19 protein-coding genes are annotated in these 20,545 nt (G+C 66.5%); 12 read left to right on the forward strand and 7 right to left on the reverse strand.

The annotated features are described in order from the left end of the window. Nucleotides 1-59 precede the first annotated feature (59 nt). The 4 genes from ACZK5G_RS08105 to ACZK5G_RS08120 all read left to right on the forward strand — a co-directional run bounded on the left by ACZK5G_RS08105 (nucleotide 60) and on the right by ACZK5G_RS08120 (nucleotide 4,223). On the forward strand, nucleotides 60-494 hold the full coding sequence (locus ACZK5G_RS08105) for a BLUF domain-containing protein (RefSeq protein WP_032128935.1): 435 nt from the start codon (nucleotides 60-62) through the stop codon (nucleotides 492-494). A 142-nt stretch (nucleotides 495-636) separates the two neighbouring features. Continuing rightward, entirely contained in the window at nucleotides 637-1,923 is a 1,287-nt protein-coding gene (locus ACZK5G_RS08110) for a nucleotide sugar dehydrogenase (protein ID WP_478465960.1), read from the forward strand. A gap of 55 nt (nucleotides 1,924-1,978) precedes the next feature. After that, complete coding sequence (locus ACZK5G_RS08115; protein WP_049420983.1) at nucleotides 1,979-3,601, forward strand: FMN-binding glutamate synthase family protein; 1,623 nt, start codon at nucleotides 1,979-1,981, stop codon at nucleotides 3,599-3,601. Nucleotides 3,602-3,761: 160 nt separating this feature from the next. After that, nucleotides 3,762-4,223, forward strand: a complete 462-nt coding sequence (locus ACZK5G_RS08120) for a GNAT family N-acetyltransferase (RefSeq protein WP_049399957.1) — start codon at nucleotides 3,762-3,764, stop codon at nucleotides 4,221-4,223. A 128-nt stretch (nucleotides 4,224-4,351) separates the two neighbouring features. Here ACZK5G_RS08120 and ACZK5G_RS08125 read toward each other — a convergent pair whose 3' ends face one another. Together ACZK5G_RS08125 and ACZK5G_RS08130 are read right to left on the reverse strand one after the other, a co-directional pair. After that, the gene (locus tag ACZK5G_RS08125) at nucleotides 4,352-5,599 is read right to left on the reverse strand and encodes a TIGR03862 family flavoprotein (protein ID WP_164080505.1); all 1,248 of its coding nucleotides are present in this window, start codon (nucleotides 5,597-5,599) and stop codon (nucleotides 4,352-4,354) included. Then, nucleotides 5,586-6,020: an FKBP-type peptidyl-prolyl cis-trans isomerase gene (locus ACZK5G_RS08130; RefSeq protein ID WP_478465961.1), complete on the reverse strand. Its 435-nt coding sequence runs from the start codon at nucleotides 6,018-6,020 to the stop codon at nucleotides 5,586-5,588. The genes ACZK5G_RS08125 and ACZK5G_RS08130 overlap by 14 nt, the downstream gene beginning before the upstream one ends. A gap of 70 nt (nucleotides 6,021-6,090) precedes the next feature. On the opposite strand from ACZK5G_RS08130, the gene ACZK5G_RS08135 reads away from it, so the two are divergent. From ACZK5G_RS08135 to ACZK5G_RS08150, 4 genes are all read left to right on the forward strand, one after another. Next, on the forward strand, nucleotides 6,091-6,456 hold the full coding sequence (locus ACZK5G_RS08135) for a DUF6164 family protein (RefSeq protein ID WP_478465963.1): 366 nt from the start codon (nucleotides 6,091-6,093) through the stop codon (nucleotides 6,454-6,456). 293 nt (nucleotides 6,457-6,749) lie between these two features. Continuing rightward, complete coding sequence (locus ACZK5G_RS08140; RefSeq protein ID WP_478465965.1) at nucleotides 6,750-7,517, forward strand: sulfurtransferase; 768 nt, start codon at nucleotides 6,750-6,752, stop codon at nucleotides 7,515-7,517. A 222-nt stretch (nucleotides 7,518-7,739) separates the two neighbouring features. After that, nucleotides 7,740-8,735, forward strand: a complete 996-nt coding sequence (locus tag ACZK5G_RS08145; protein ID WP_049400370.1) for an LLM class flavin-dependent oxidoreductase — start codon at nucleotides 7,740-7,742, stop codon at nucleotides 8,733-8,735. A 68-nt stretch (nucleotides 8,736-8,803) separates the two neighbouring features. Next, nucleotides 8,804-9,301 (forward strand): pyridoxamine 5'-phosphate oxidase family protein, encoded by a 498-nt coding sequence (locus ACZK5G_RS08150; RefSeq protein ID WP_049400371.1) that lies wholly within the window; start codon nucleotides 8,804-8,806, stop codon nucleotides 9,299-9,301. Between the two features lie 92 nt (nucleotides 9,302-9,393). Here the strand turns inward: ACZK5G_RS08150 and ACZK5G_RS08155 are convergent, their stop codons facing one another. Next, entirely contained in the window at nucleotides 9,394-10,053 is a 660-nt protein-coding gene (locus ACZK5G_RS08155) for an exopolysaccharide biosynthesis protein (RefSeq protein WP_032128944.1), read from the reverse strand. Beyond that, nucleotides 10,037-11,380 (reverse strand): hemolysin family protein, encoded by a 1,344-nt coding sequence (locus tag ACZK5G_RS08160; RefSeq protein WP_164080501.1) that lies wholly within the window; start codon nucleotides 11,378-11,380, stop codon nucleotides 10,037-10,039. Before ACZK5G_RS08160 ends, ACZK5G_RS08155 begins: the two co-directional genes overlap by 17 nt. A gap of 283 nt (nucleotides 11,381-11,663) precedes the next feature. Here ACZK5G_RS08160 and ACZK5G_RS08165 point away from each other — a divergent pair, with 283 nt between their 5' ends. Continuing rightward, a complete protein-coding gene (locus ACZK5G_RS08165; protein ID WP_004152833.1) occupies nucleotides 11,664-12,290 on the forward strand; it encodes a DUF47 domain-containing protein in 627 nt (208 codons plus the stop codon). 13 nt (nucleotides 12,291-12,303) lie between these two features. Beyond that, nucleotides 12,304-13,425: an inorganic phosphate transporter gene (locus ACZK5G_RS08170; protein ID WP_049400373.1), complete on the forward strand. Its 1,122-nt coding sequence runs from the start codon at nucleotides 12,304-12,306 to the stop codon at nucleotides 13,423-13,425. Nucleotides 13,426-13,800: 375 nt separating this feature from the next. Here the strand turns inward: ACZK5G_RS08170 and ACZK5G_RS08175 are convergent, their stop codons facing one another. The 3 genes from ACZK5G_RS08175 to parE all read right to left on the reverse strand — a co-directional run bounded on the left by ACZK5G_RS08175 (nucleotide 13,801) and on the right by parE (nucleotide 18,022). Next, the gene (locus tag ACZK5G_RS08175; protein WP_478465968.1) at nucleotides 13,801-15,297 is read right to left on the reverse strand and encodes a S10 family peptidase; all 1,497 of its coding nucleotides are present in this window, start codon (nucleotides 15,295-15,297) and stop codon (nucleotides 13,801-13,803) included. A 109-nt stretch (nucleotides 15,298-15,406) separates the two neighbouring features. Beyond that, nucleotides 15,407-15,985, reverse strand: coding sequence for a GNAT family N-acetyltransferase (locus tag ACZK5G_RS08180; RefSeq protein WP_049421510.1), 579 nt, complete (start codon nucleotides 15,983-15,985; stop codon nucleotides 15,407-15,409). Between the two features lie 147 nt (nucleotides 15,986-16,132). Beyond that, the gene (gene parE / locus ACZK5G_RS08185; protein WP_019338185.1) at nucleotides 16,133-18,022 is read right to left on the reverse strand and encodes a DNA topoisomerase IV subunit B; all 1,890 of its coding nucleotides are present in this window, start codon (nucleotides 18,020-18,022) and stop codon (nucleotides 16,133-16,135) included. Between the two features lie 173 nt (nucleotides 18,023-18,195). On the opposite strand from parE, the gene ACZK5G_RS08190 reads away from it, so the two are divergent. Further along, a complete protein-coding gene (locus tag ACZK5G_RS08190) occupies nucleotides 18,196-18,429 on the forward strand; it encodes a hypothetical protein (RefSeq protein ID WP_005416022.1) in 234 nt (77 codons plus the stop codon). 400 nt (nucleotides 18,430-18,829) lie between these two features. After that, nucleotides 18,830-20,494: a CTP synthase gene (locus ACZK5G_RS08195; RefSeq protein WP_014036735.1), complete on the forward strand. Its 1,665-nt coding sequence runs from the start codon at nucleotides 18,830-18,832 to the stop codon at nucleotides 20,492-20,494. Nucleotides 20,495-20,545 lie beyond the last annotated feature (51 nt).

The raw sequence follows: 20,545 nt of genomic DNA on the forward strand, positions 1-20,545 counted from the left end.
CTGTCGATCGCATTCATGTCATAGTCCCTGCCATCGTTCCCAGGGGGGGGAGCCACCTGATGTCGCTGCACGCGATTGCCTATGCCAGTGAGGCCCGCGCCGATCTGCAGACAACCGATCTTGACCGCCTGCTGGCCGACGCCACGGCATTCAATCGTGTAGCCGGTGTCACCGGTGTGCTGATGTTCGACGGAGCGCGCTTCCTGCAGTATCTCGAGGGCCCGGAGGACGGCATCGATTCGGTGTTCCAGCGCATCCTCAATGCGCGCAGCCACGGGCAGCTGAAAGTGTTGTGCCGTGCCCCCGTGGTGCAGCGCGCATTTCCGCGCTGGTCGATGGGCACGCGGCGGATCGAACCGGAGCTGCTGGCACAGATCGTCGACGCCGCGTGGCCCGGCTTCCTGCTTGGCAGCGGTGGATTCGAGCGCCTGCTGCAGGCCTGGACCGGCGCAGACGGCGAACTGGAACCGGCCGCGGTGGCGTTGGGGTCCTGAGCCCGCCTTGGCGGCAGGGCGCCGGGGCCGGTAGGCTGTACCCTTTCTGGCGCAGGTTTTCCGGAGTGGTGCAGCAGATGAGTGTGTTGGCCGAGGCCATGGCAGCGTATGTGCGATCGCATCCGTTGCGCGGGATGTGCCGATGAGTGCGCCGGTAGCGGCGGCCAGCGCACCCCGGTTTGCGGTGATCGGCCTGGGCTACGTCGGCCTGCCGTTGGCGGTGGCGTTTGGCCGGCAGTGGCCGACGTTGGGTTTCGATATCGATGCCGGTCGCATCGCCGAGCTGCGCAACGGCCAGGACCACACGCTGGAAATGGAATCCGACGAGCTGGCCAGTGCGCAGCTGCTGCAGTACGGCAGCGATCCGGCACTGCTCGATGCCTGCAACGTCTACATCGTCACCGTGCCGACCCCGATCGATGCTTACGAGCAGCCCGACCTGGAGCCCCTGCGTTCAGCGACACGGCTGATTGCCAGTCATCTTCGCGCCGGCGACCTGGTGATCTACGAGTCCACGGTCTACCCCGGTACCACCGAGGAAGTGTGCGTGCCGCTGCTGGAGCAGGGTTCGGGCCTGCGCTTCAACGAAGACTTCTATTGCGGCTACAGCCCGGAACGGGTCAGCCCCGGCGACCGCCAGCGGCGCCTGGCCGACATCCGCAAGATCACTTCCGGCTCGACACCGGAAGTTGCTGCGGTGATTGATGGTCTGTACCAGCGCATCATCGCCGCCGGTACCTTCCCGGCACCGTCGATGCGGGTGGCCGAAGCGGCCAAGGTGGTCGAGAACATCCAGCGCGACGTCAACATTGCGCTGGTCAACGAGCTGGCCCTGATCTTCGACAGGCTGGGCATCGATACCCAGGACGTACTGGACGCCGCCGGCAGCAAGTGGAATTTCCTGCCGTTTCGGCCGGGGCTGGTCGGCGGCCATTGCATCGGCGTGGACCCGTACTATCTGCTGCACAAGTCCGAGAGCGTGGGCTATCACCCGGACCTGATCCACACCGCACGACAGGTCAACAACCGCGTCGGCGAGCACGTGGCGGCGCGGGTGCTGGCGATGCTGGCCGAGCGTGGCCGTGCGCCGGCGGACGCACGCATCCTGGTGCTGGGCGTGACCTTCAAGGAGGATTGCCCGGACCTGCGCAACAGCCGCGCGCTGGAACTGGCGCAACGCCTGCGTGATGCCGGTGCGCAGGTGGAGGTCAGCGACCCCTGGGTCGGCCCGGCGGCGCTGACCAGCGAGGGCCTGGATTGGCTGGCCGATCCCGGGGCGGGGTGCTATGACGCGGTGGTGCTGGCAGTGGCCCACGCCCGTTTCAAGGCGATGGATGAATCCGCAATCCGGGGCCTGCTGGCGCCGGGAGGCCTGGTCTACGACGTGAAATCGGCCTGGCCGCGCAACGTGGTTGACGATCGCTTGTAAGCCTTGGCAGCGGGTGGCGCGGTAGACTCTGGGGCAGTTGCAACCGAGGAAAGCCATGCACCGGTATATCGTCTACCTGCTCGCCATCCTGATGTTCCCGATATGCCTGTGGCTGGCCACGATCTGGCCGGCCTGGTATTGGGGCGTCGGTCTGACTGCCGCGATGGTGGCGCTGGGGACCTGGGACCTGCTGCAGAAGCGCAGCACGCTGCGCCGCAACTATCCGGTGATGGCGCACTTCCGCTACGGGCTGGAATCGATCGGCCCGGAGATCCGCCAGTACTTCGTGCAGAGCGACCTGGAAGACGTGCCGTTCTCGCGCCAGCAGCGTGCACTGATCTACCAACGCGCCAAGAACGAAATGGACACGGTGCCGTTCGGCACCCTGCGCAGCACCTATGCGGTGGATTACGAGTGGATCAACCATTCGCTGGCACCGACCGCCATCGCCAAGCATGACTTCCGTGTGTTGATCGGCCCGAACTGTGCCAAGCCTTATTCGGCCAGCGTGTTCAACATCTCGGCGATGAGCTTCGGTTCGCTGTCGGCCAATGCCATCCGCGCGCTGAACGAAGGCGCACGCCGCGGTGGCTTCTATCACGACACCGGCGAAGGTTCGATCTCGCCCTACCACCGCGAGATGGGCGGCGACCTGGTGTGGGAGATCGGCTCGGGCTACTTCGGTTGCCGTGACGAGAAGGGCGGTTTCAGCGAGGAACGCTTCGTTGCCAATGCCACCCATGATCAGGTCAAGATGATCGAGATCAAGCTGTCGCAGGGCGCCAAGCCCGGCCACGGTGGCGTGCTGCCGGCGCCAAAGGTGACCGCCGAGATCTCGGTGACGCGTGGCGTGCCGATGGGTGTGGACTGCGTGTCGCCGTCGCGCCACTCGGCGTTCTCGACGCCGGTCGAGCTGCTGCAGTTCGTTGCACGCCTGCGCGAGCTGTCCGGTGGCAAGCCGGTCGGTTTCAAGCTGGCCATTGGCCACCCGTGGGAGTGGTTCGGCATTGCCAAGGCGATGCAGGAAACCGGGCTGCTACCGGACTTCATCGTGGTCGACGGCGCCGAGGGTGGCACGGGTGCGGCACCGGCGGAGTTCGTCGACCATGTCGGCGTGCCGATGCACGAAGCGCTGCTGTTGGTGCACAACACTCTGGTCGGCCTGGATCTGCGCGATCGCATCCGCATCGGTGCGGCCGGCAAGATCACCAGCGCGTTCGACATCGCGCGGACCATCGCGCTGGGGGCTGACTGGTGCAATGCCGGCCGAGGCTTCATGTTCGCGCTGGGCTGCATCCAATCACTGAGCTGCCATACCGACAAGTGCCCGACCGGCATCGCGACCCAGGACCCTGCACGCTGGAAGCATCTGGATGCACCGGACAAGGCCACCCGTGTGTACAGCTACCACGAGCACACGCTGCACGCCCTGAAGGAGCTGCTGTGTGCGGCGGGCCTGAACGATCCTGCCGAGCTGGGGCCGGAGCACATCCTGCGCCGCGTCTCACCGGTGGAAATCCGTTCGCTGGCCTCGCTGTACCGCTACCTGGAACCAGGCGAACTGCTGCACAAGGTGCCCGACCATGCGGTGTTCCATGCGTTCTGGGCCGATGCACGCAGCGACTCGTTCCAGCCGCCGCCGAAGATCCAGGCGCTGCGCGCCAGCAAGTCGCGGTAACCGTTGCTGTAGCGTCGAGCCCTGCTCGACTGCCTTTCGATCAGGCGTCGAGATTAACGATTCTGTAGAGTCGAGTCTTGCTCGACTGCCTTTCAATCAGGCATCGCGCTGTTGGAACGAAGAACAGCCGAGCATGGGCTCGGCTCTACAAGGAGGCGTCATGCAGTTCAGGACCGGCACCATGGATGATGTGGCCAGGCTGTGGGCCCTGCGCACGCGCTGTGTGCGCGAGACCTGCAGCAGCCATTACCCTCCCGAGGTCATCGCGCCCTGGTCTGCCTCGCCGCCACCGTCGCAGTACGCGCGGCTGTTGTCGCAGGGGGGCTGCGTGGTGGCCGAGGACGGGCAGGGTGTCCTGCTCGGGTTCGGCGTGTTTGATACCGATGCCAACGAGGTTGATGCGTTGTTCGTCGATCCGGATCGCGGCGGCAAGGGCATCGGCCAGGCGCTGATGCAGCGCCTGCTGGCGATGGCCGATCGTGATCGTGAGGTAGTGCTGTCGGCCTCGCTCAACGCCGTGCCGTTCTATCAACGGCACGGGTTCATCAGCGTGCGCGAAGAGACCTATCCGCATCCCAGTGGCGTGGCGCTGGCCTCGGTGAGCATGCGCCGGCCGTGGTGATGTAGCGTCGAGTTTGCTCGACTGCTCTTGTAGAGTCGAGCTTGCTCGACTGCTGTTGATTCAAGCCAAGTGTGGCTCGGCTCTACAGCGCGAAGCAGTCGAGCAAGCTCGACTCTACCGGGCCGGTCCTACCGCGCCGCCAGCCACCCGATCACGCCTTCCGCAGCACGCAGGCCACTGGCGTAGCACGCGGTCAGCAGGTAGCCACCTGTCGGCGCCTCCCAGTCCAGCATCTCGCCGGCACAGAACACGCCGGGCACTGCCCGCAGCATCAGGCCATCATCCAGCGCATCCAGGCGCACGCCACCGGCGGTGCTGATCACCTCGGCCATCGGCCGGGGGCGCAGCAGGCGCAGGGGCAGGCGCTTGAGCGTAGCTGCCACGGCAGGCAGGTCGTTGCCCGCTTCCTTGCCCAGCATCTCGAACACCAGTGCGGCTTTCACTGCATCCAGGCCGGCCTGGCGGCGCAGGTGCTCGCCGAAACTGCGACCCTTGCGCGGGCGTGACAGGTCGGCCAGCAGGCGTGCTTCATCGCGGCCCGGTACCAGGTCCAGCCACAGCATCGCGTGGCCATCGCGGTTGATGGTCTCGCGCAGGTCTGCGGCCAATGCGTAGATCAGGCTGCCTTCGATGCCGTACTCGCTGGCCACGCACTCGCCCTGCAGCGACTGCGGTTGTCCCGCCAGGTCCAGCCAGTGCGCGACCACCGGCTTCAACGGTGCGCCGGCATTGCGCTCGGCGAAGAACGGCGTCCAGTCCACGTCGAAACCGCAGTTGGCCGACTGCAGCGGTGCGATGTCCACGCCACGTGCCTGCAGTGGCGAGACCCAGGCGCCGTCGCTGCCCAGCTGCGGCCAGCTGCCGCCGCCCATGGCCAGCACGGTAGCATCGGCATGCACTTCAACGGCGCCGTCTTCGGTTTCAAATCGCAGGGCGCCGTCGTCGCTCCATCCGATCCAGCGGTGGTTGGCGTGCAGGCGCACACCCTGTTCTTTCAGGCGGCGCACCCAGCCGCGCAGCAGTGGGGCTGCCTTGCGGTCGACCGGGAACACGCGGCCGGAGCTGCCCACATAGGTCTCCACGCCAAAGCCGGCAGCCCAGTCGCGTAGCGCCTGCGCGTCGAAGCCGTCCAGCCAGCGTCCCACGGCAGAGGCCTGCTCGCGGTAGCGGCTGTCGAACAGCGGCCGCGGATCGGAATGGGTGAGGTTGAGCCCACCCTTGCCGGCGATCAGGAACTTGCGGCCGGGCGAACCCTTGGCCTCGTACAGGTCCACGTCCATCCCAGCGGCGCGCAGGCGCTCGGCGGCAAACAGGCCGGCCGGGCCGCCGCCGATGACGGCGACCCGTGGAGGCGTTGCGGTATTACGGTTTGACATCGAGCAGCTCGACATCGAACACCAGCGACGAGCCGGCCGGGATCGGGCCAACCCGGCGGTCGCCGTAGCCGTAGTCCGGCGGGATCATCAGCGTGCGCTTGCCGCCGACCTTCATGCCGGCCATGCCCTCATCCCAGCCGCGGATGACCTGGCCGGCGCCGAGCGCAAAGGTGAACGGTTCGCCACGGCTGACCGAGCTGTCGAAGGTCTTGCCGTGCTTGGTTTCGGTGCGGTTGTCGTAGATCCAGCCGGTGTAGTGCACGGTGACCTTGTTGCCGGCAACGGCTTCGGTGCCGGTGCCCGGGACGGTATCGATGTGCTCGAAGGTGGTCAGGGTGCCACCCGGTGGTGGGCCGGACGGTTCGGTCGAGCAGCCAACGGCGGCGAGGGACAGCAGCAGGGGAAGCAGCAGGCGGCGCATCGGGCGTCTCCGGAAGGGCGCAGGGCGAGGGCGGCAAGGGTAGCGCATCGGCGCCGGGTATCATGGGGGCATGGCAAGACTCCTGCTCAATCTGCGCAATGTCGGCGACGACGAATACGCCGATGTCTGCACGCTGCTCGACCAGCACGGCATCGCCTGGTATCGCACCGAACCCAGCCCCTGGGGCATTTCCAACGGCGGCCTGTGGCTGCGCGAGGACGCCGATCATCCGCGTGCAAAGGCGCTGATGGCCGAGTACCAGGCCGAACGCGGGCCGCGCATCCGTGCCGAGCGCGAGCAGGCGTTGCGCGAGGGGACGGCGGAGACCTTCGGTAGCCTGTTCCGGCGCCGGCCGGTATATGTGGTGCTGGTGCTGCTGGCGATGGCCGGTGCGGCGGCGCTGGTGCTGCTGCCGTTCGTGCTGTTGCGGGGGTAAGGGGTGCTTCCGGTCGGGTTGCACCCGACACCCGCCGATGCCAGGGCAACTACAACAGCAACAGCAACAGCAGGCAATCCGTGGTGGGCAGGGCGGTGTGGGCAGGCGGGACACGCCGTAAACCCGTCCATGGGGGCTCGATGGCGCCATCCATGGCGCCAACGGTCCCGCCTGCCCACACCGCCCCGCCTCTGACAGATTCCGGGTGCCTGCCGGGGTCGGATCCCTCTGCCGCGCAGAGGGCTCTGACCCCTGAAACTGTCCGTGCGAGCGGGAGGCGCTAAAATGGCGGGATGATCGCCAATACCGCTGCCTACCATTTCGCCGTCATCGACGCTCCCCAGGTCTTGTGTGACCAGCTGCTGGCGCGCGCCGAGGCGGCGCAGCTGCGCGGCACGATCCTGGTGGCGGGCGAGGGGCTGAACCTGTTCCTGGCCGGTGCGCCGGAGGCGGTCGAGGGCTTCTATGCCGCGCTGCATGCCGATGCGCGCTTTGCCGATATGCGGGTCAAGACCAGCCTGAGCGAGCATCAGCCGTTCGCGCGGCTGAAGGCCAAGGTGAAGGACGAGATCATCAGCTTCCGCCGTGATGACGGCCAGCCGCTGGAGTATCCGCGTGCACCGGCGGTCGATCCGGCTACCGTGCAGCGCTGGTTGCGGCAGGGGCATGATGACGCCGGCAAGCCGGTGGTCATGCTCGATACGCGCAATCTGCAGGAAGTGGAGTACGGCACCTTCAAGGATGCGCTGGTGCTGCCCATCCACAAGTTCACCGACCTGCCCGAGGCATTGGCGCCGCACCGCGAAGCGCTGAAGGACAGCACCGTGGTCAGTTTCTGCACCGGCGGCATCCGCTGCGAGAAGGCCGCGCTGTGGATGGTCAACGACGGCATGGACAATGTGCTGCAGCTCGACGGCGGCATCCTCGGCTACTTCGAGGAGGTGGGCGGCGAAGGTTACGAAGGCCGCTGCTTCGTGTTCGACGAGCGCGTGGCGCTGGATGCCGAGCTGAAGCCGATGGTCGACCAGCCGCTGCCGGAGCCGCGCCCCAGCGCGTTCTGACGCTTCCTTGGTAGAGCCGGCCGCTGGCCGGCTGCGAAGCGATCTACCTGTATGCCGGCCAGCGGCCGGCACTACCAATCGCGCTTGGCGCGGATCAGGGCACCCCGGATCGGTCCGGCGGGCCCTGAACCCGTCCCACGGGAATCAGCATCCCGCCACCGTCACTGGCCGCCGCGCCCGGCCGACCCCATGCATGGGGGATCCTGTGACGGAAAACCGCTGATGATCCCGTTGTCGATCCTTGACCTGGCCCCGGTCTGCGAGGGCAGTGACACCACCGCTGCCTTCGCCAACATGCTGGAACTGGCCCAGCACGCCGATGCGCTGGGCTACCGCCGCTACTGGCTGGCCGAACACCACAACATGCCTGGCATCGCCAGCGCGGCCACCGCCGTGCTGATCGGTCACGTGGCGGGTGGCACAAAGCGCATCCGCGTCGGGGCAGGCGGCATCATGCTGCCCAACCATGCGCCGCTGCAGGTGGCCGAGCAGTTCGGCACGCTGGCCTCGCTGTACCCGGACCGCATCGACCTCGGCCTGGGCCGTGCGCCGGGCACCGATCAGCCGACCGCGCGTGCACTGCGCCGCTATTTCGACAGCGCCGACCAGTTCCCGCAGGACGTGCGCGAGCTGCTGCATTACTTCGAACCGGTACAGCCCGGGCAGGCGGTGCAGGCGGTTCCGGGTGGTGGCCTGCGGGTGCCGACCTGGATCCTCGGTTCCAGCCTGTTCGGTGCGCGCATGGCCGCGTCGATGGGCCTGCCATACGCGTTCGCCTCGCACTTCGCACCGGACGTGATGGACGAAGCGCTGGCGGTATACCGACGCGAGTTCCGCCCCTCGGCCACGCTGAAGCAGCCGCACGCGATGCTGGCCCTGAACGTCGTTGCCAGCGACAGCGAAGCTGAATCGCGGCGCCTGTTCACCAGCCAGCAGCAGAGTTTCGTGAACCTGCGTCGTGGCCGACCGGGCAAGATTCCGGCACCCATCGACGACATCGAGTCCTTCTGGGAGCCGCACGAAAAAGTGGGCGTGGAGCGGGCACTGGCCTGCACCGTGCTGGGGGATCCGCAGCAGGTGGCGGAAGGCATCGCCGCGTTTGTCGAGCGCCACAAGCCGGACGAGCTGATGCTCACCGCCAACCTGTATGACCACCGCGCGCGCCTGCGCTCGTTCGAACTGGCGATGCAGGCCTGGCACGCCCGCCACGCGGGCTGAACAATTGCGTCACGGCCCATTGCGGCCGAACCGCGTCTGATGGGGGCTCATATCGAAGGAGCCCCCACATGGCCGACACCCGCGCCGAACACATTGCCCAGCTGGCAGAACTGATCAAGGACGTGGAGGTGGCGATGTTTACCACCACCGGCGTCGACGGCCGCCTCTACAGCCGGCCGCTGGCCACCCAGCAGGTCACCTTCGACGGTGATCTGTGGTTCGTCATCACTGCCGACAGCCCGAAGGTGGCCGAGATTGCGCTCGACCCGCGCGTCAACGTGGCCTATGCCTCGCCATCGAAGAACACCTATGTGTCGGTGGCCGGGCGCGCGCGCGTGGTTGATGATCGCGCGAAGATCGAGGAACTGTGGTCGCCGGCGATGAAGCTGTTCTTCCCGGGCGGCAAGGACGACCCGAACCTGCGCCTGATCCAGGTGCGCGCCGACTCGGCCGAGTACTGGGATGGACCGGGCACGCTGCTGGGCACAGCGCTGAGTTTCGTGCTGTCAGCCGTGCAGGACGAACCGGCGGCGTTGGCCGACAACGGATTCATCGACCTTCGATGATGGCCGATGTCCGGTATTGGTAGTGCCGGCCGCTGGCCGGCAAATCTGGAAACGTGGCAGCCGGCCAGCGGCCGGCTCTACCGGATTCCGGCTCAGAACCAGCGCTGGAACAGCTCCACCGTATAGCCCACCAGCTGCCCCGAACTGAAACCGAAGAAGGCGATCGCCGCCAGCGCCGCGATCCAGTTGAACAGCATCAGCGCGCCATCGCGTTCCAGCAGTGCCAGCGAGAACAGCAGCAGCTGGAAGCCGAACAGGAAGTTGGTGAAGGGAATCGGTAACGACAGCAGCAGGCCCAGCAACACCAGCAGCAGGCCGCTGAAGGCATGCGCCGGCAGCGGTGTCAGCAGCTGCGGCAGGCGCGGTTTCAGCATCTTGTCCAACCGCCGCAGTGGGCGGTCGATGCGGTCCAGGAAACGGTGCATGGTGCCGCGCTTGGGCCCGCGGCGGGCGATGAAGCCGGGCAGCCACGGCCGCCGCAGGCAGAACAACATCTGCAGGCCGATCAGGATCACCAGCGGGCCGCTGACCGCGCCGCCCATGCCCGGGATCGGGATGAACGATGGCAGGATCGCCACGAACAGGAACACGCCGAACGCGCTCTGCTGCAGGTTGCACAGGATCTGGCCGAGCGGCATGTGCTCGGCCGGGTCGCCGGAGGCGAACATCTCCAGCAGGGTGCGGATGCCCTCGTTACGGTAGGCCGGGCGCTCAACGCCCGGACCCTGGCCGGCCTCAGGCGGTGAGCTCATCGGCCTGCTCGTCGGACAGCGTGCGCAGCAGCAGCTTGTCCACCCGCGCACCATCCAGGTCGACCACCTCGAAGCGCCAGCCGGCCCAGTCGAAGTACTCGCCCGCGTGCGGGATGCGGCCGAAGTAGTGGATGCACATGCCGGCCAGCGTGTAGTAATCGCCATCTTCGGCATCGGGCAGATCGTTGCTGCCGATCAGCTCGCGCAGGTCCTCGATCGGCAGCGAGCCGTCCACCAGCAGCGAACCGTCTTCGCGGGTCACCACCAACGCATCTTCGTCGGCGTTCTCCACCGCCTGCAGGCGGCCGACCACCGCGCCCATCAGGTCGCTGATGGTCACCAGGCCCTGGATCTCGCCGTACTCGTCCACCACCAGCGCCATCGACTGCTGTTCCTCGCGGAAGATCTCCAGCAGCTTCATCGCGTGGGTGGATTCAGACACGTACAGCGGTTCGCGCAGGGTCTGGAACAGCGCGTTGTCGCCGCGCGCCATGCGTGTGGCCAGCGATTTCAGTTCAAGCACGCCGACCACGTCCATGTCGTTGTCGCGATACACCGGGTACCGCGAGAACTCGTGCTCGGCCATGATTTCCAGGTTGCGCTCCAGCCCAGCCTGGGTATCCAGCCAGGCGATACGGTTGCGCGGGGTCATCAGGCTGTCGGCGGTGCGGTCGCCCAGGCGCATGACGCGGTTCATCATGTCGCGCTCGTGGGCGTCGATCACACCGGCCTCGTGGCTCTCGGCCACCAGCATGCGGATCTCTTCTTCGGTCACCGAGGCAACTTCGTCCTTGCCTAGCCCCATCAGGCGCAGGACCAAGCGGGTCGAATGGGACAGCAGCCACACGGCCGGGAATGCAATTCGGGCCAGCCAGCCCATCGGCAGGGCTACCATGCCAGCGATGTCTTCCGAACGGGTGATGGCCAGGCGCTTGGGCACCAGCTCACCGAAAATCAGCGTCAGGAAGGTGATCAGCGCCACGGCCAGCGTCTTGCCGATCAGGTTCGACAGCGGCTGCGGATTGCCGAACAGGGTGATGGTGTCGGCCAGCGACGGGAACAACACCTGAAGGTGGTGGGCGATGCTGTTACCGATGGCCTCACCGCCGTACACGCCGGTCAGGATGCCGCCCAGGGTGATGCCGATCTGGACGGTGGACAGGAAGTTCTCCGGCTTCTCGGACAGCTCAAGCGCCTTGGCGGCGCGCTTGGAAGTGCTGGCCATCTGCTTCAGGCGGCTCTTGCGCGAGGTCATGACCGACATTTCGGACATGGCGAAGAAGCCGTTGAACACGATCAGGGCCAAAACTATCAGGATCTCAAACACGGGCGTCGTCCCCGGTTGGTGGCAGGGAGGGCGGGTGCTTGCGATGGCGGCTGGCGCTCAGGAACAGGGTCCGGCGCGGCGCAGGGGGGTAAGGGTCGTCGTCCATAAGGTGCGCCCGAAGGCGCGCTGGCATCTTAGCAAAGGGGCGTGGCAGGGTGGCAACCGCCTGTTCAGGTTGGGGCTTCCAGAGCCCCGGAAGGGGGCAGGGATACCCGTGATGGTCATCTAGCCGTCATAATTCCGTCTGGTGCCGTCCTTCCCGCGACGGCTGACAGGTTTCTCAATGTTCTCTCTGCAGACCATTTTCGGTTCCGGCAAACAGTTCTACACCCTGCTCGATGAGGCTGCCGTCGCGGCTTCCGACGCCGCCAAGGCGCTGCATTCCATGCTGCGCGAGGCCGACCGCCAGCCCGCGCTGGACGCCTTCAAGCTGGCCCGCCTGCGCGAACGCGCGGCCTCGGACAAGATCAGCCAGGCGCTGGTGGACAGCTTCATGACCCCGATCGAGCGCGAAGACATCGAAGCGCTGGGCTCGGCGCTGTACAAGATTCCGAAGCAGATCGAGAAGTTCGCCGATCGCTATTCGCTGGCCACGACCCACCTGGAGCACATCGACTTCGCGCCGCGCGCGGCGATGCTGGAACAGGCTGCCGGCGTGGTGGTGGAGATGGTGGCCGACCTGCGCCACATGAACCTGGACCGGATGACCGCGCTCAACGAGAAGCTGCGTTCGCTGGAGAACGAGGCCGACCGCCTGATGCTCGAGCTGTACCGCGACATCTACTCGGGCCGCCTGGACAACCTGCAGATGTTCCTGCTGAAGGAATTCTTCGAGATCCTGGAAAAGGCCATCGACCGCTGCCGCGAGGCCGGCGTGGTGGCGTACCAGATCGTGTTGAAGAACAGCTGACGGACGCCGCCGCATGTTGACCCTTGTCCTGGTGGTGATCCTGGCCGCGCTCGTCTTCGAGTTCATCAACGGCTTCCACGACACCGCCAACTCCATTGCCACCGTGGTGGCGACCAAGGTGCTCTCGCCCGGCTGGGCGGTGATGCTGGCCGCCTTCATGAACCTCATCGGTGCACTGACCGGTACCGCGGTGGCGCTGACCATCGCTTCGGGCCTGCTCAACACCAACGTGGTCGACGTCACCCCGCAGGTGATCCTGTGCGCCCTGCTGGGCGGCATCATCTGGAACCTGATCACCTGGTGGAAGGGCCTGCCGTCCTCGTCCTCGCACGCCCTGATCGGTGGCCTCTGCGGCGCCGGCCTGGCCGCTGCCCACAACAACTGGGACGCGCTGATCTGGTCCGAGCGCCTGGGCAGCTGGGCGCAGAACAAGGGCCTGCTGTGGAAGGTGTTCGTGCCGATGATCACCTCGCCGATCGCCGGCTTCCTGCTCGGCATCGTGGTGATGGTGCTGCTGTGGGCGCTGATCGCCGGCCTGGCCAAGATCGGTGGTGCCATCGGTCGTCTGGCCCGCCCGCGCATCGTCAACGCCTTCTTCGGCAAGGCGCAGATCGCCTCGGCGGCCTACATGGGCTTCGCCCACGGCCACAACGACGCGCAGAAGACCATGGGCATCATCGCCATGACACTGATCGGTGCCGAGGCCACCGGTGCGCTGGATGACCTGCCGTCGTGGCTGGCCTTCATGCACCCGGACGCCAGCGCCGGTGACGGCATCGCCATGTGGATCGTGCTGACCTGTGCGGTGGTGATGGCGGCCGGTACTGCCTCGGGCGGCTGGAAGATCATCAAGACCCTGGGTCACAAGATGGTCAAGCTGCACCCGATCCACGGCTTCGCCGCGGAGACCAGCTCGGCCACCATTCTGACCCTGGCCGCCCACTTCGGCATGCCGGTCTCGACCACGCACAGCATCTCCACCGCGATCATGGGCGTCGGCTTCGCCAAGAACCCGCGCTCGCTGAAGTTCGGCGTGATCGAACGCATCGTCTGGGCCTGGATCCTGACCATCCCGGCCGCGGGCGGCTGCGCGTACCTGATCCTGAAGCTGTTCGAGCTGTTCGGCTGGACCTGATCGCCGCGCCAAGGTGCACACGAAAAAGCCCGCCGGATACCGGCGGGCTTTTTTCATGGGCAGAGAATTCTTCCGGACACATCGTGTCGACCAAGGTCGACACCTACCAGAGCAGAACCAGGGATCCGCCCCCGTGCCGACCAACGGTCGGCACCCACCAACAGCGCACGGAAACTGTCGAAGGCGGGGTGGGATGGGCAGGCGGGGGCGCAGAGCGCCATGGATGGCGCTCTACGAGGCACGCAGGAGCAGTTCTTGCCGTCCCCCGCCTGCCCATCCCACCCCGCCAACCCACGGAATGCCAGCTCTTGCTGTTGCAGTGGCAGTTGATCCCCAGCGGGTGCCGGGCCGCAGGCCCGGCCACCACCACCACCCTCAGTTGCGCTGGAACAACGCCTGCACATCCCTGCGGAACGCCGCCTGGCTGTCCGCCCGGCTGTAGAACATGTGCCCGCCCGGATAGCTGCGCACCTGCACCCGGTCCGGATTGCTGCCCATCGCCGGCATCTGGTCCACCGTCAGGATCGATCCCATGAACGGGCACGACAGATCATTCCAGCCATGCACGATCAGTACCTGCAGATGCGGATCGATCGCCACCGCCTGGCGCAGCTGGGTCACCGCGCCCTGGCGCAGCTCGCCGTTGCGGTCCCACAACCGGTTCACGTCGTAGTTCAGCGCCTGGTAGCGTGCATCCACCTTCCAGCCGACCACGCGCGTCACGAAGTCGACCATCGCGGTGGTGGTCGGCGCAATGATGCTGTCCAGCAGCGGATCGTTGGCGCGCTGTTCTGGATCATTCGGGAACGGATCGAACGCGGTCACGTTGGAGTCGTAGCGGCTGCCCAGCGTGCCCTTGTCGCGGAACACCTCACGCAGATAGGCCTGCGTCTCCAGTCGGCCACCGGCGCGGCGCACGAACTGCGGGTCCAGCCCGGTCAGCTCGGTTACCCGGCGCAGCATCGCCTCGGTCGCCTGCGGATCGCTGCGGCCCTTCATCAGCGCAGTCGCGTAGTCGCCGCGGGTGTATTCCACCACGTCGCGCATCGCCGCATCGGTCAGTTTGCCCTGGCGCTCCAGGTGCGCTGCAGCGATCGACGGCAGCGTCTGCATCCACGCCATCGGCGAGACATCGGGGTTGTCTTCCAGGGTCGGGCTCAGGTAGGGCGACACCAGCACCAGGCCGTTCATCGCCACGCCCAGGCGGGTCTGCAGGAAGTGGGTGATGCGCGGGCCGCGGTAGCCGCCGTAGCTCTCGCCGGTCAGGTACTTGCGTGCACCCATGCGCTGGTTGCGCAGCAGCCAGTCGTAGATCGAGCGCGACAGGTATTCGATGTCGGCGCTGGGGTTGTACAGCTGCTTCTTCGCCTCGTCATCGCCGATGCGTGCACGGCTGAAGCCAGTGCCGACCGGGTCGATGAACACCAGGTCGGTGAAGTCCAGCCAGGTGCCGGGGTTGTCGTGCAGGGTGGCCGGCGCCGATGCGCTGTCACCCTCCGAACCAAAGGTGACCACCTTGGGCCCGATCGCGCCCATGTTGAGATAGACCGACGATGCACCCGGGCCGCCGTTGAGCGCGAAGGTCACCGGCCGGTCCTTGCCCGGCATCGTATAGGCGGTGAACACCACATCGGCGATCACCTTGCCCTTGGCATCGCGCACCGGCAGGGTGCCGACGGTGGCGGTGTAGTCCAGGGTGCGGCCGGCCAGGCGCATGCTCTGGCGGGCTGACGCATCGGCGGGCAGCGCGGGCGCTTCGGTCTTGTCGTCTTTCGGATCGGGCTTGGCCTCGGCGTCGGGCGCGGCCAGCACGCTGGCTGGGGCGATGAGCAGGCCGACGCAGAGCGCGGCAGTGTGCAGCAGGGACTTCATGGCACCGGATCGGCAGCGGAAGGGGGTTCCGATGCTAGGCCGGTGGAGGGCATGTCGTATGTGTCCAAAGGCATGGCCGCGCGTCGAGGCCGCCACTGGCCAGATTGGGTCAAGCGGGCAGGGGGGTGCGCACGTCGTCGTCAGCCAGCAGGCCGTATACCGCCGAATCGGACAGTTCGCCCTGGATGCGCCAGCGCTGCCGCAGCACGCCCTCCAGGTGGAAGCCCAGCCGTTCAAGCACGTGTGCCGAGGGCCGGTTGCGCGGGTCGACTTCGGCTTCCACGCGATGCAGGCGCAGAGTCTGGAACAGGTAGTCCAGCAGATGCTGCAGCGCTTCGTGCATGTAGCCCTGGCCTTGCCTGTCGGGGGCCAGAAGGTAGCCGATCTCGGCACGAGCGGCATCGCGATCCAGGGCGAACACCACGCAGATGCCCAGCAACGGGCCGTCCAGCGTTTCGCGCACGGCCAGCTTGAGCTGGGTGCCGGTGGCCTGTGCCGCCAGGTCATCGTCGATCTGCGCGCGCGCTTCGGCCGGTCGTGTCCACGCCGGGTGGTTCCAGAACCGCATCACGTCCGGATCGGACTGGATCGCGAACAGGGCGGCCGCATCGTCGCGGCGGATCGGGCTCAGGACCAGGCGCGCGCTGTGCAGCGGCAGGCCCGGGAACAGCAGCGAGTGGCTGGCCAATACGATGGTCCACACAGATGGACGCGCATTATGGCGCCGCCGGGTTTGCCGATGGGGGCGTAATGCCAAGGGCACATGAACCGGCATTACCGGGCGATGGGGCCAGAGCCGTTTCCCTGCAGGAAACGGATCCGGCCCCGCGCCGGGTCAGACTTCCAGCGAAGCCAGGTCGCCCTTGCTCTCCAGCCAGCCCTTGCGGTCGGAGGCGCGCTTCTTGGCCAGCAGCATGTCCATCAGCGAACGGGTCTGCTCGCCGTCGTCCACGGTCAGCTGCACCAGGCGACGGGTGTCGGGGTGGATGGTGGATTCACGCAGCTGTGGCGGATTCATCTCGCCCAGGCCCTTGAAGCGGGTGACGTTGATCGCGCCCTTGATCTTCTCGCGTTCGATCTTGTCCAGCATCGAGCGCTTCTCTTCTTCGTCCAGGGCATAGAACACCTGCTTGCCCACATCGATGCGGAACAGCGGTGGCATCGCCACGAACACGTGGCCGGCATCGACGAGCGCCGGGAAGTGCTTGAGGAACAGCGCGGTGAGCAGGGTGGCGATGTGCAGGCCGTCCGAGTCCGCGTCGGCCAGGATGATGACCTTGCCGTAGCGCAGGCCAGCAATGTCGTCCTTGCCGGGGTCGCAGCCGATGGCCACGGCCAGGTTGTGCACTTCTTCCGACGCCAGCACGCTGTTGGAGGACACTTCCCAGGTGTTGAGGATCTTGCCGCGCAGCGGCAGGATCGCCTGGAAGTCCTTGTCACGCGCCTGCTTGGCGCTGCCGCCTGCCGAGTCACCCTCCACCAGGAACAGCTCGGTGCGCGACAGGTCCTGGCTGATGCAGTCGGCCAGCTTGCCGGGCAGGGCCGGGCCCTGGGTGACTTTCTTGCGGACGACCAGCTTTTCGGTCTTCAGGCGCGCGCTGGCGCGCTCGATGGCGATCTGCGCGATTTTCTCGCCCAGCTCCACGTTCTGGTTCAGCAGCAGGCTGAACGCATCGTGGGCGGCGCCTTCGATGAAGCCGGCGGCCTGGCGCGAGGACAGGCGTTCCTTGGTCTGGCCACTGAACTGCGGGTCGGTCATCTTCAGCGACAGCACGAACGACACGCGGTCCCACACGTCTTCCGGGGCCAGCTTGACGCCACGCGGCAGCAGGTTGCGGAAGTCGCAGAACTCGCGCAGCGCCTCGGTCAGGCCGGTGCGCAGGCCGTTGACGTGGGTGCCGTGCTGGGCAGTGGGGATCAGGTTGACGTAGCTTTCCTGCACCAGCTCGCCTTCCGGCAGCCAGGCCACGGCCCAGTCCACGATCTCGGTGTCTTTCTTCAGGTTGCCGACGAACAGCTCGGCCGGCAGCATCTCGCGATCGCCCAGCTCCAGCTTCAGGTAATCGCGCAGGCCGTCTTCGTAGTACCAGGTATCGACTTCACCGGTGGCTTCGTCGGTCAGCTTCACGGTCAGGCCGGGGCACAGCACGGCCTTGGCGCGCAACAGGTGCTTGAGCGCGCGCACCGCGAACTTGGGCGTGTCGAAGTACTTCGGGTCCGGCCAGAAGCGCACGCGGGTGCCGGTGTTCTTCTTGCCGACGCTGCCGACCACTTCCAGCGGGGTGGCGCGGTCGCCGTTGCGGAAGGTGATGCGGTGTTCGGCGCCTTCGCGCTTGATGTGCACTTCCACCAGGGTCGACAGCGCATTGACCACGCTGACGCCGACGCCGTGCAGGCCGCCGGAGAAGGTGTAGTTGTTGTTGCTGAACTTGCCGCCGGCATGCAGGCGGGTGAGGATCAGCTCGACGCCCGGGATCTTCTCTTCCGGGTGGATGTCCACCGGCATGCCGCGGCCGTCATCGCTGACCTCCACGCTGCCGTCCTTGTACAGGGTGATCTCGATCGAGCGGGCGTGGCCAGCGAGGGCCTCGTCCACCGAGTTGTCGATCACTTCCTGCGCCAGGTGGTTCGGGCGCGCGGTGTCGGTATACATGCCGGGACGGCGCTTGACCGGGTCAAGGCCGGACAGGACTTCAATATCGGCGGCGTTATAACGGGCGTTCATCTGTCTTCGAAAGCTTGGAGCGACGGGCAAGTGTGGGGTCTGGCACGGGATTTTGCACGCCTGCGGTTCAGTCTCGGCGACGCAGAGGGGGGTAAAATGGCAGCTGCTGGAATCTGAACACCGGCGACCCCCGTTGGGTCGAAACATCCAAGCCATACCGCGAGGAGGACCTCATGAAGAAGTTGCTGACCATTGCGATCCTGGCCGCTGCCGCCGTTGCAGTGCCGCTGGTGGTGGCGCAGAACGCCGGCCAGCCGGCCCCGCAGCAGGGTGACCAGGCCGACAAGGCGCAGGCCGAGGCCGATGCCAAGGCCAAGCGTCGGGCCCAGGCCAATGCCGAAATGAAGGCGCAGGGCCAGCCGGCCCCGCAGCAGGAAGAGGAAGAGGAAGCGCGCAAGAAGCGCTGATCCCGCCCCCTGCCAGGCGCCCTTGCGACAAGGGTTGCGCTCCGGAACGCCCCGCTTTGCGGGGCGTTTCTTTTTAGTGGCGTGCCATCTGCCTCTTGGGTTGGCGGCCATCAATCTGTAAACTATGGCTTTCCGGGAGTAAGTGCGTGTCCACCATTTGCGAATGGGCTGGAGCGGCCAAGCGTGGCTTCCAGCATGGCGGGTCGCAGGTGACGGTCGATTTGACCGGCACGGTCGCCCCGACCTCGCACGGTGGTCCCCGTCCGGCGCCTGCCGTCGCACGGATCCGCACCTCCCTCGCTGCCACAGCGAACCGGAAAACCCCCTCTGAGCACCATGCCTGCCCTCCGGGCGCGCGTGGTGCTGCCGTTTTCCATTTCCAGACAGGATGCTTGCAGCCATGACTCCCTTGATTTTCGTAACCGGCGGCGTGGTGTCCTCGCTCGGCAAAGGCATTGCCGCCGCGTCGCTGGCCGCCATTCTCGAAGCCCGTGGCCTGAAGGTCACGATGATGAAGCTCGACCCGTACATCAACGTCGACCCGGGCACCATGAGCCCGTTCCAGCACGGTGAGGTCTATGTCACCGACGACGGCGCCGAGACCGACCTCGACCTGGGCCATTACGAGCGCTTCGTGCGCACCCGCCTGAGCCGCAAGAACTCGGTCACCACCGGCCGCATCTACGAGAACGTGATCCGCAAGGAGCGCCGCGGCGACTACCTGGGCGCGACCGTGCAGGTCATCCCGCACATCACCGACGAGATCCGCCGCTGCATCGACGAAGCCACCGAAGGCTACGACGTGGCGCTGGTCGAGATCGGCGGTACTGTCGGCGACATCGAGTCGCTGCCGTTCCTGGAAGCGATCCGCCAGGTGCGCACCGAGCGTGGCCCCGAGAAGGCACTGTTCATGCACCTCACCCTGGTGCCGTACATCGGCGCCGCTGGCGAGCTGAAGACCAAGCCGACCCAGCACTCGGTGAAGGAACTGCGTTCGATCGGCATCCAGCCGGACGTGCTGCTGTGCCGTTCCGAGCAGGCGGTGCCGGATTCGGAGCGCCGCAAGATCGCCCAGTTCACCAACGTTTCCGAGCGCGCGGTGATCAGCGTGCCGGACGTCGACGTGCTGTACCGCATTCCGTCGGGCCTGCACGCGCAGGGCCTGGACGAGATCGTGGTCAACCAGCTGAAGCTGGCCGACAAGGCCGGCCCGGTCGATCTGTCGATGTGGGAAGACGCGGTCGATGCGACCCTGCACCCGCTGGACGAAGTGACCATCGCCGTGGTCGGCAAGTACGTCGACCACCAGGATGCCTACAAGTCGGTCGGCGAAGCGCTCAAGCACGGCGGCCTGCGCCAGCGCACCAAGGTCAACCTGAAGTGGCTGGAAGCACAGGACCTGGAAGGCACCGACATGGCCGCACTGGCCGATGTCGACGGCATCCTGGTGCCGGGCGGCTTCGGTGACCGTGGTTTCGAAGGCAAGGTGCTGACCTCGAAGTTCGCCCGCGAGCAGCACGTGCCGTACTTCGGCATCTGCTACGGCATGCAGGCGGCCGTCGTCGATTACGCCCGTAACGTGGTCGGCCTGGAAGGTGCCAACAGCACCGAGAACGACCGCCAGTCGCCGAACCCGGTGATCGGCCTGATCACCGAATGGCGTACGGCAACCGGCGACGTCGAAAAGCGTGATGACAAGAGCGACCTCGGTGGCACCATGCGCCTGGGCCTGCAGGAACAGCGCCTGAAGCCGGGCACGCTGGCCCGTGAGCTGTACGGCAAGGACGTGGTTGCCGAGCGCCACCGCCACCGCTACGAGTTCAACAACCGCTACCGCACCCAGCTGGAAGATGCGGGCCTGGTGATCGCTGGCAAGTCGATGGATGACACCCTGGTGGAAGTGGTGGAGCTGCCGCGCGATGCGCACCCGTGGTTCCTGGCCTGCCAGGCGCACCCGGAATTCCTGTCCACGCCGCGTGACGGCCACCCGCTGTTCATCGGTTTCATCCGTGCCGCACGCGAGCGCAAGGCTGGCGGCAAGCTGCTGCAGGAAGCCCGCGCCTGACTTGTGATGGGGGCCGCCGGCCCCCATCTTGCACGCTTCAACCCCCAGCGC

It is taken from the genome of Stenotrophomonas sp. 62841_Sma (genome assembly GCF_056482945.1).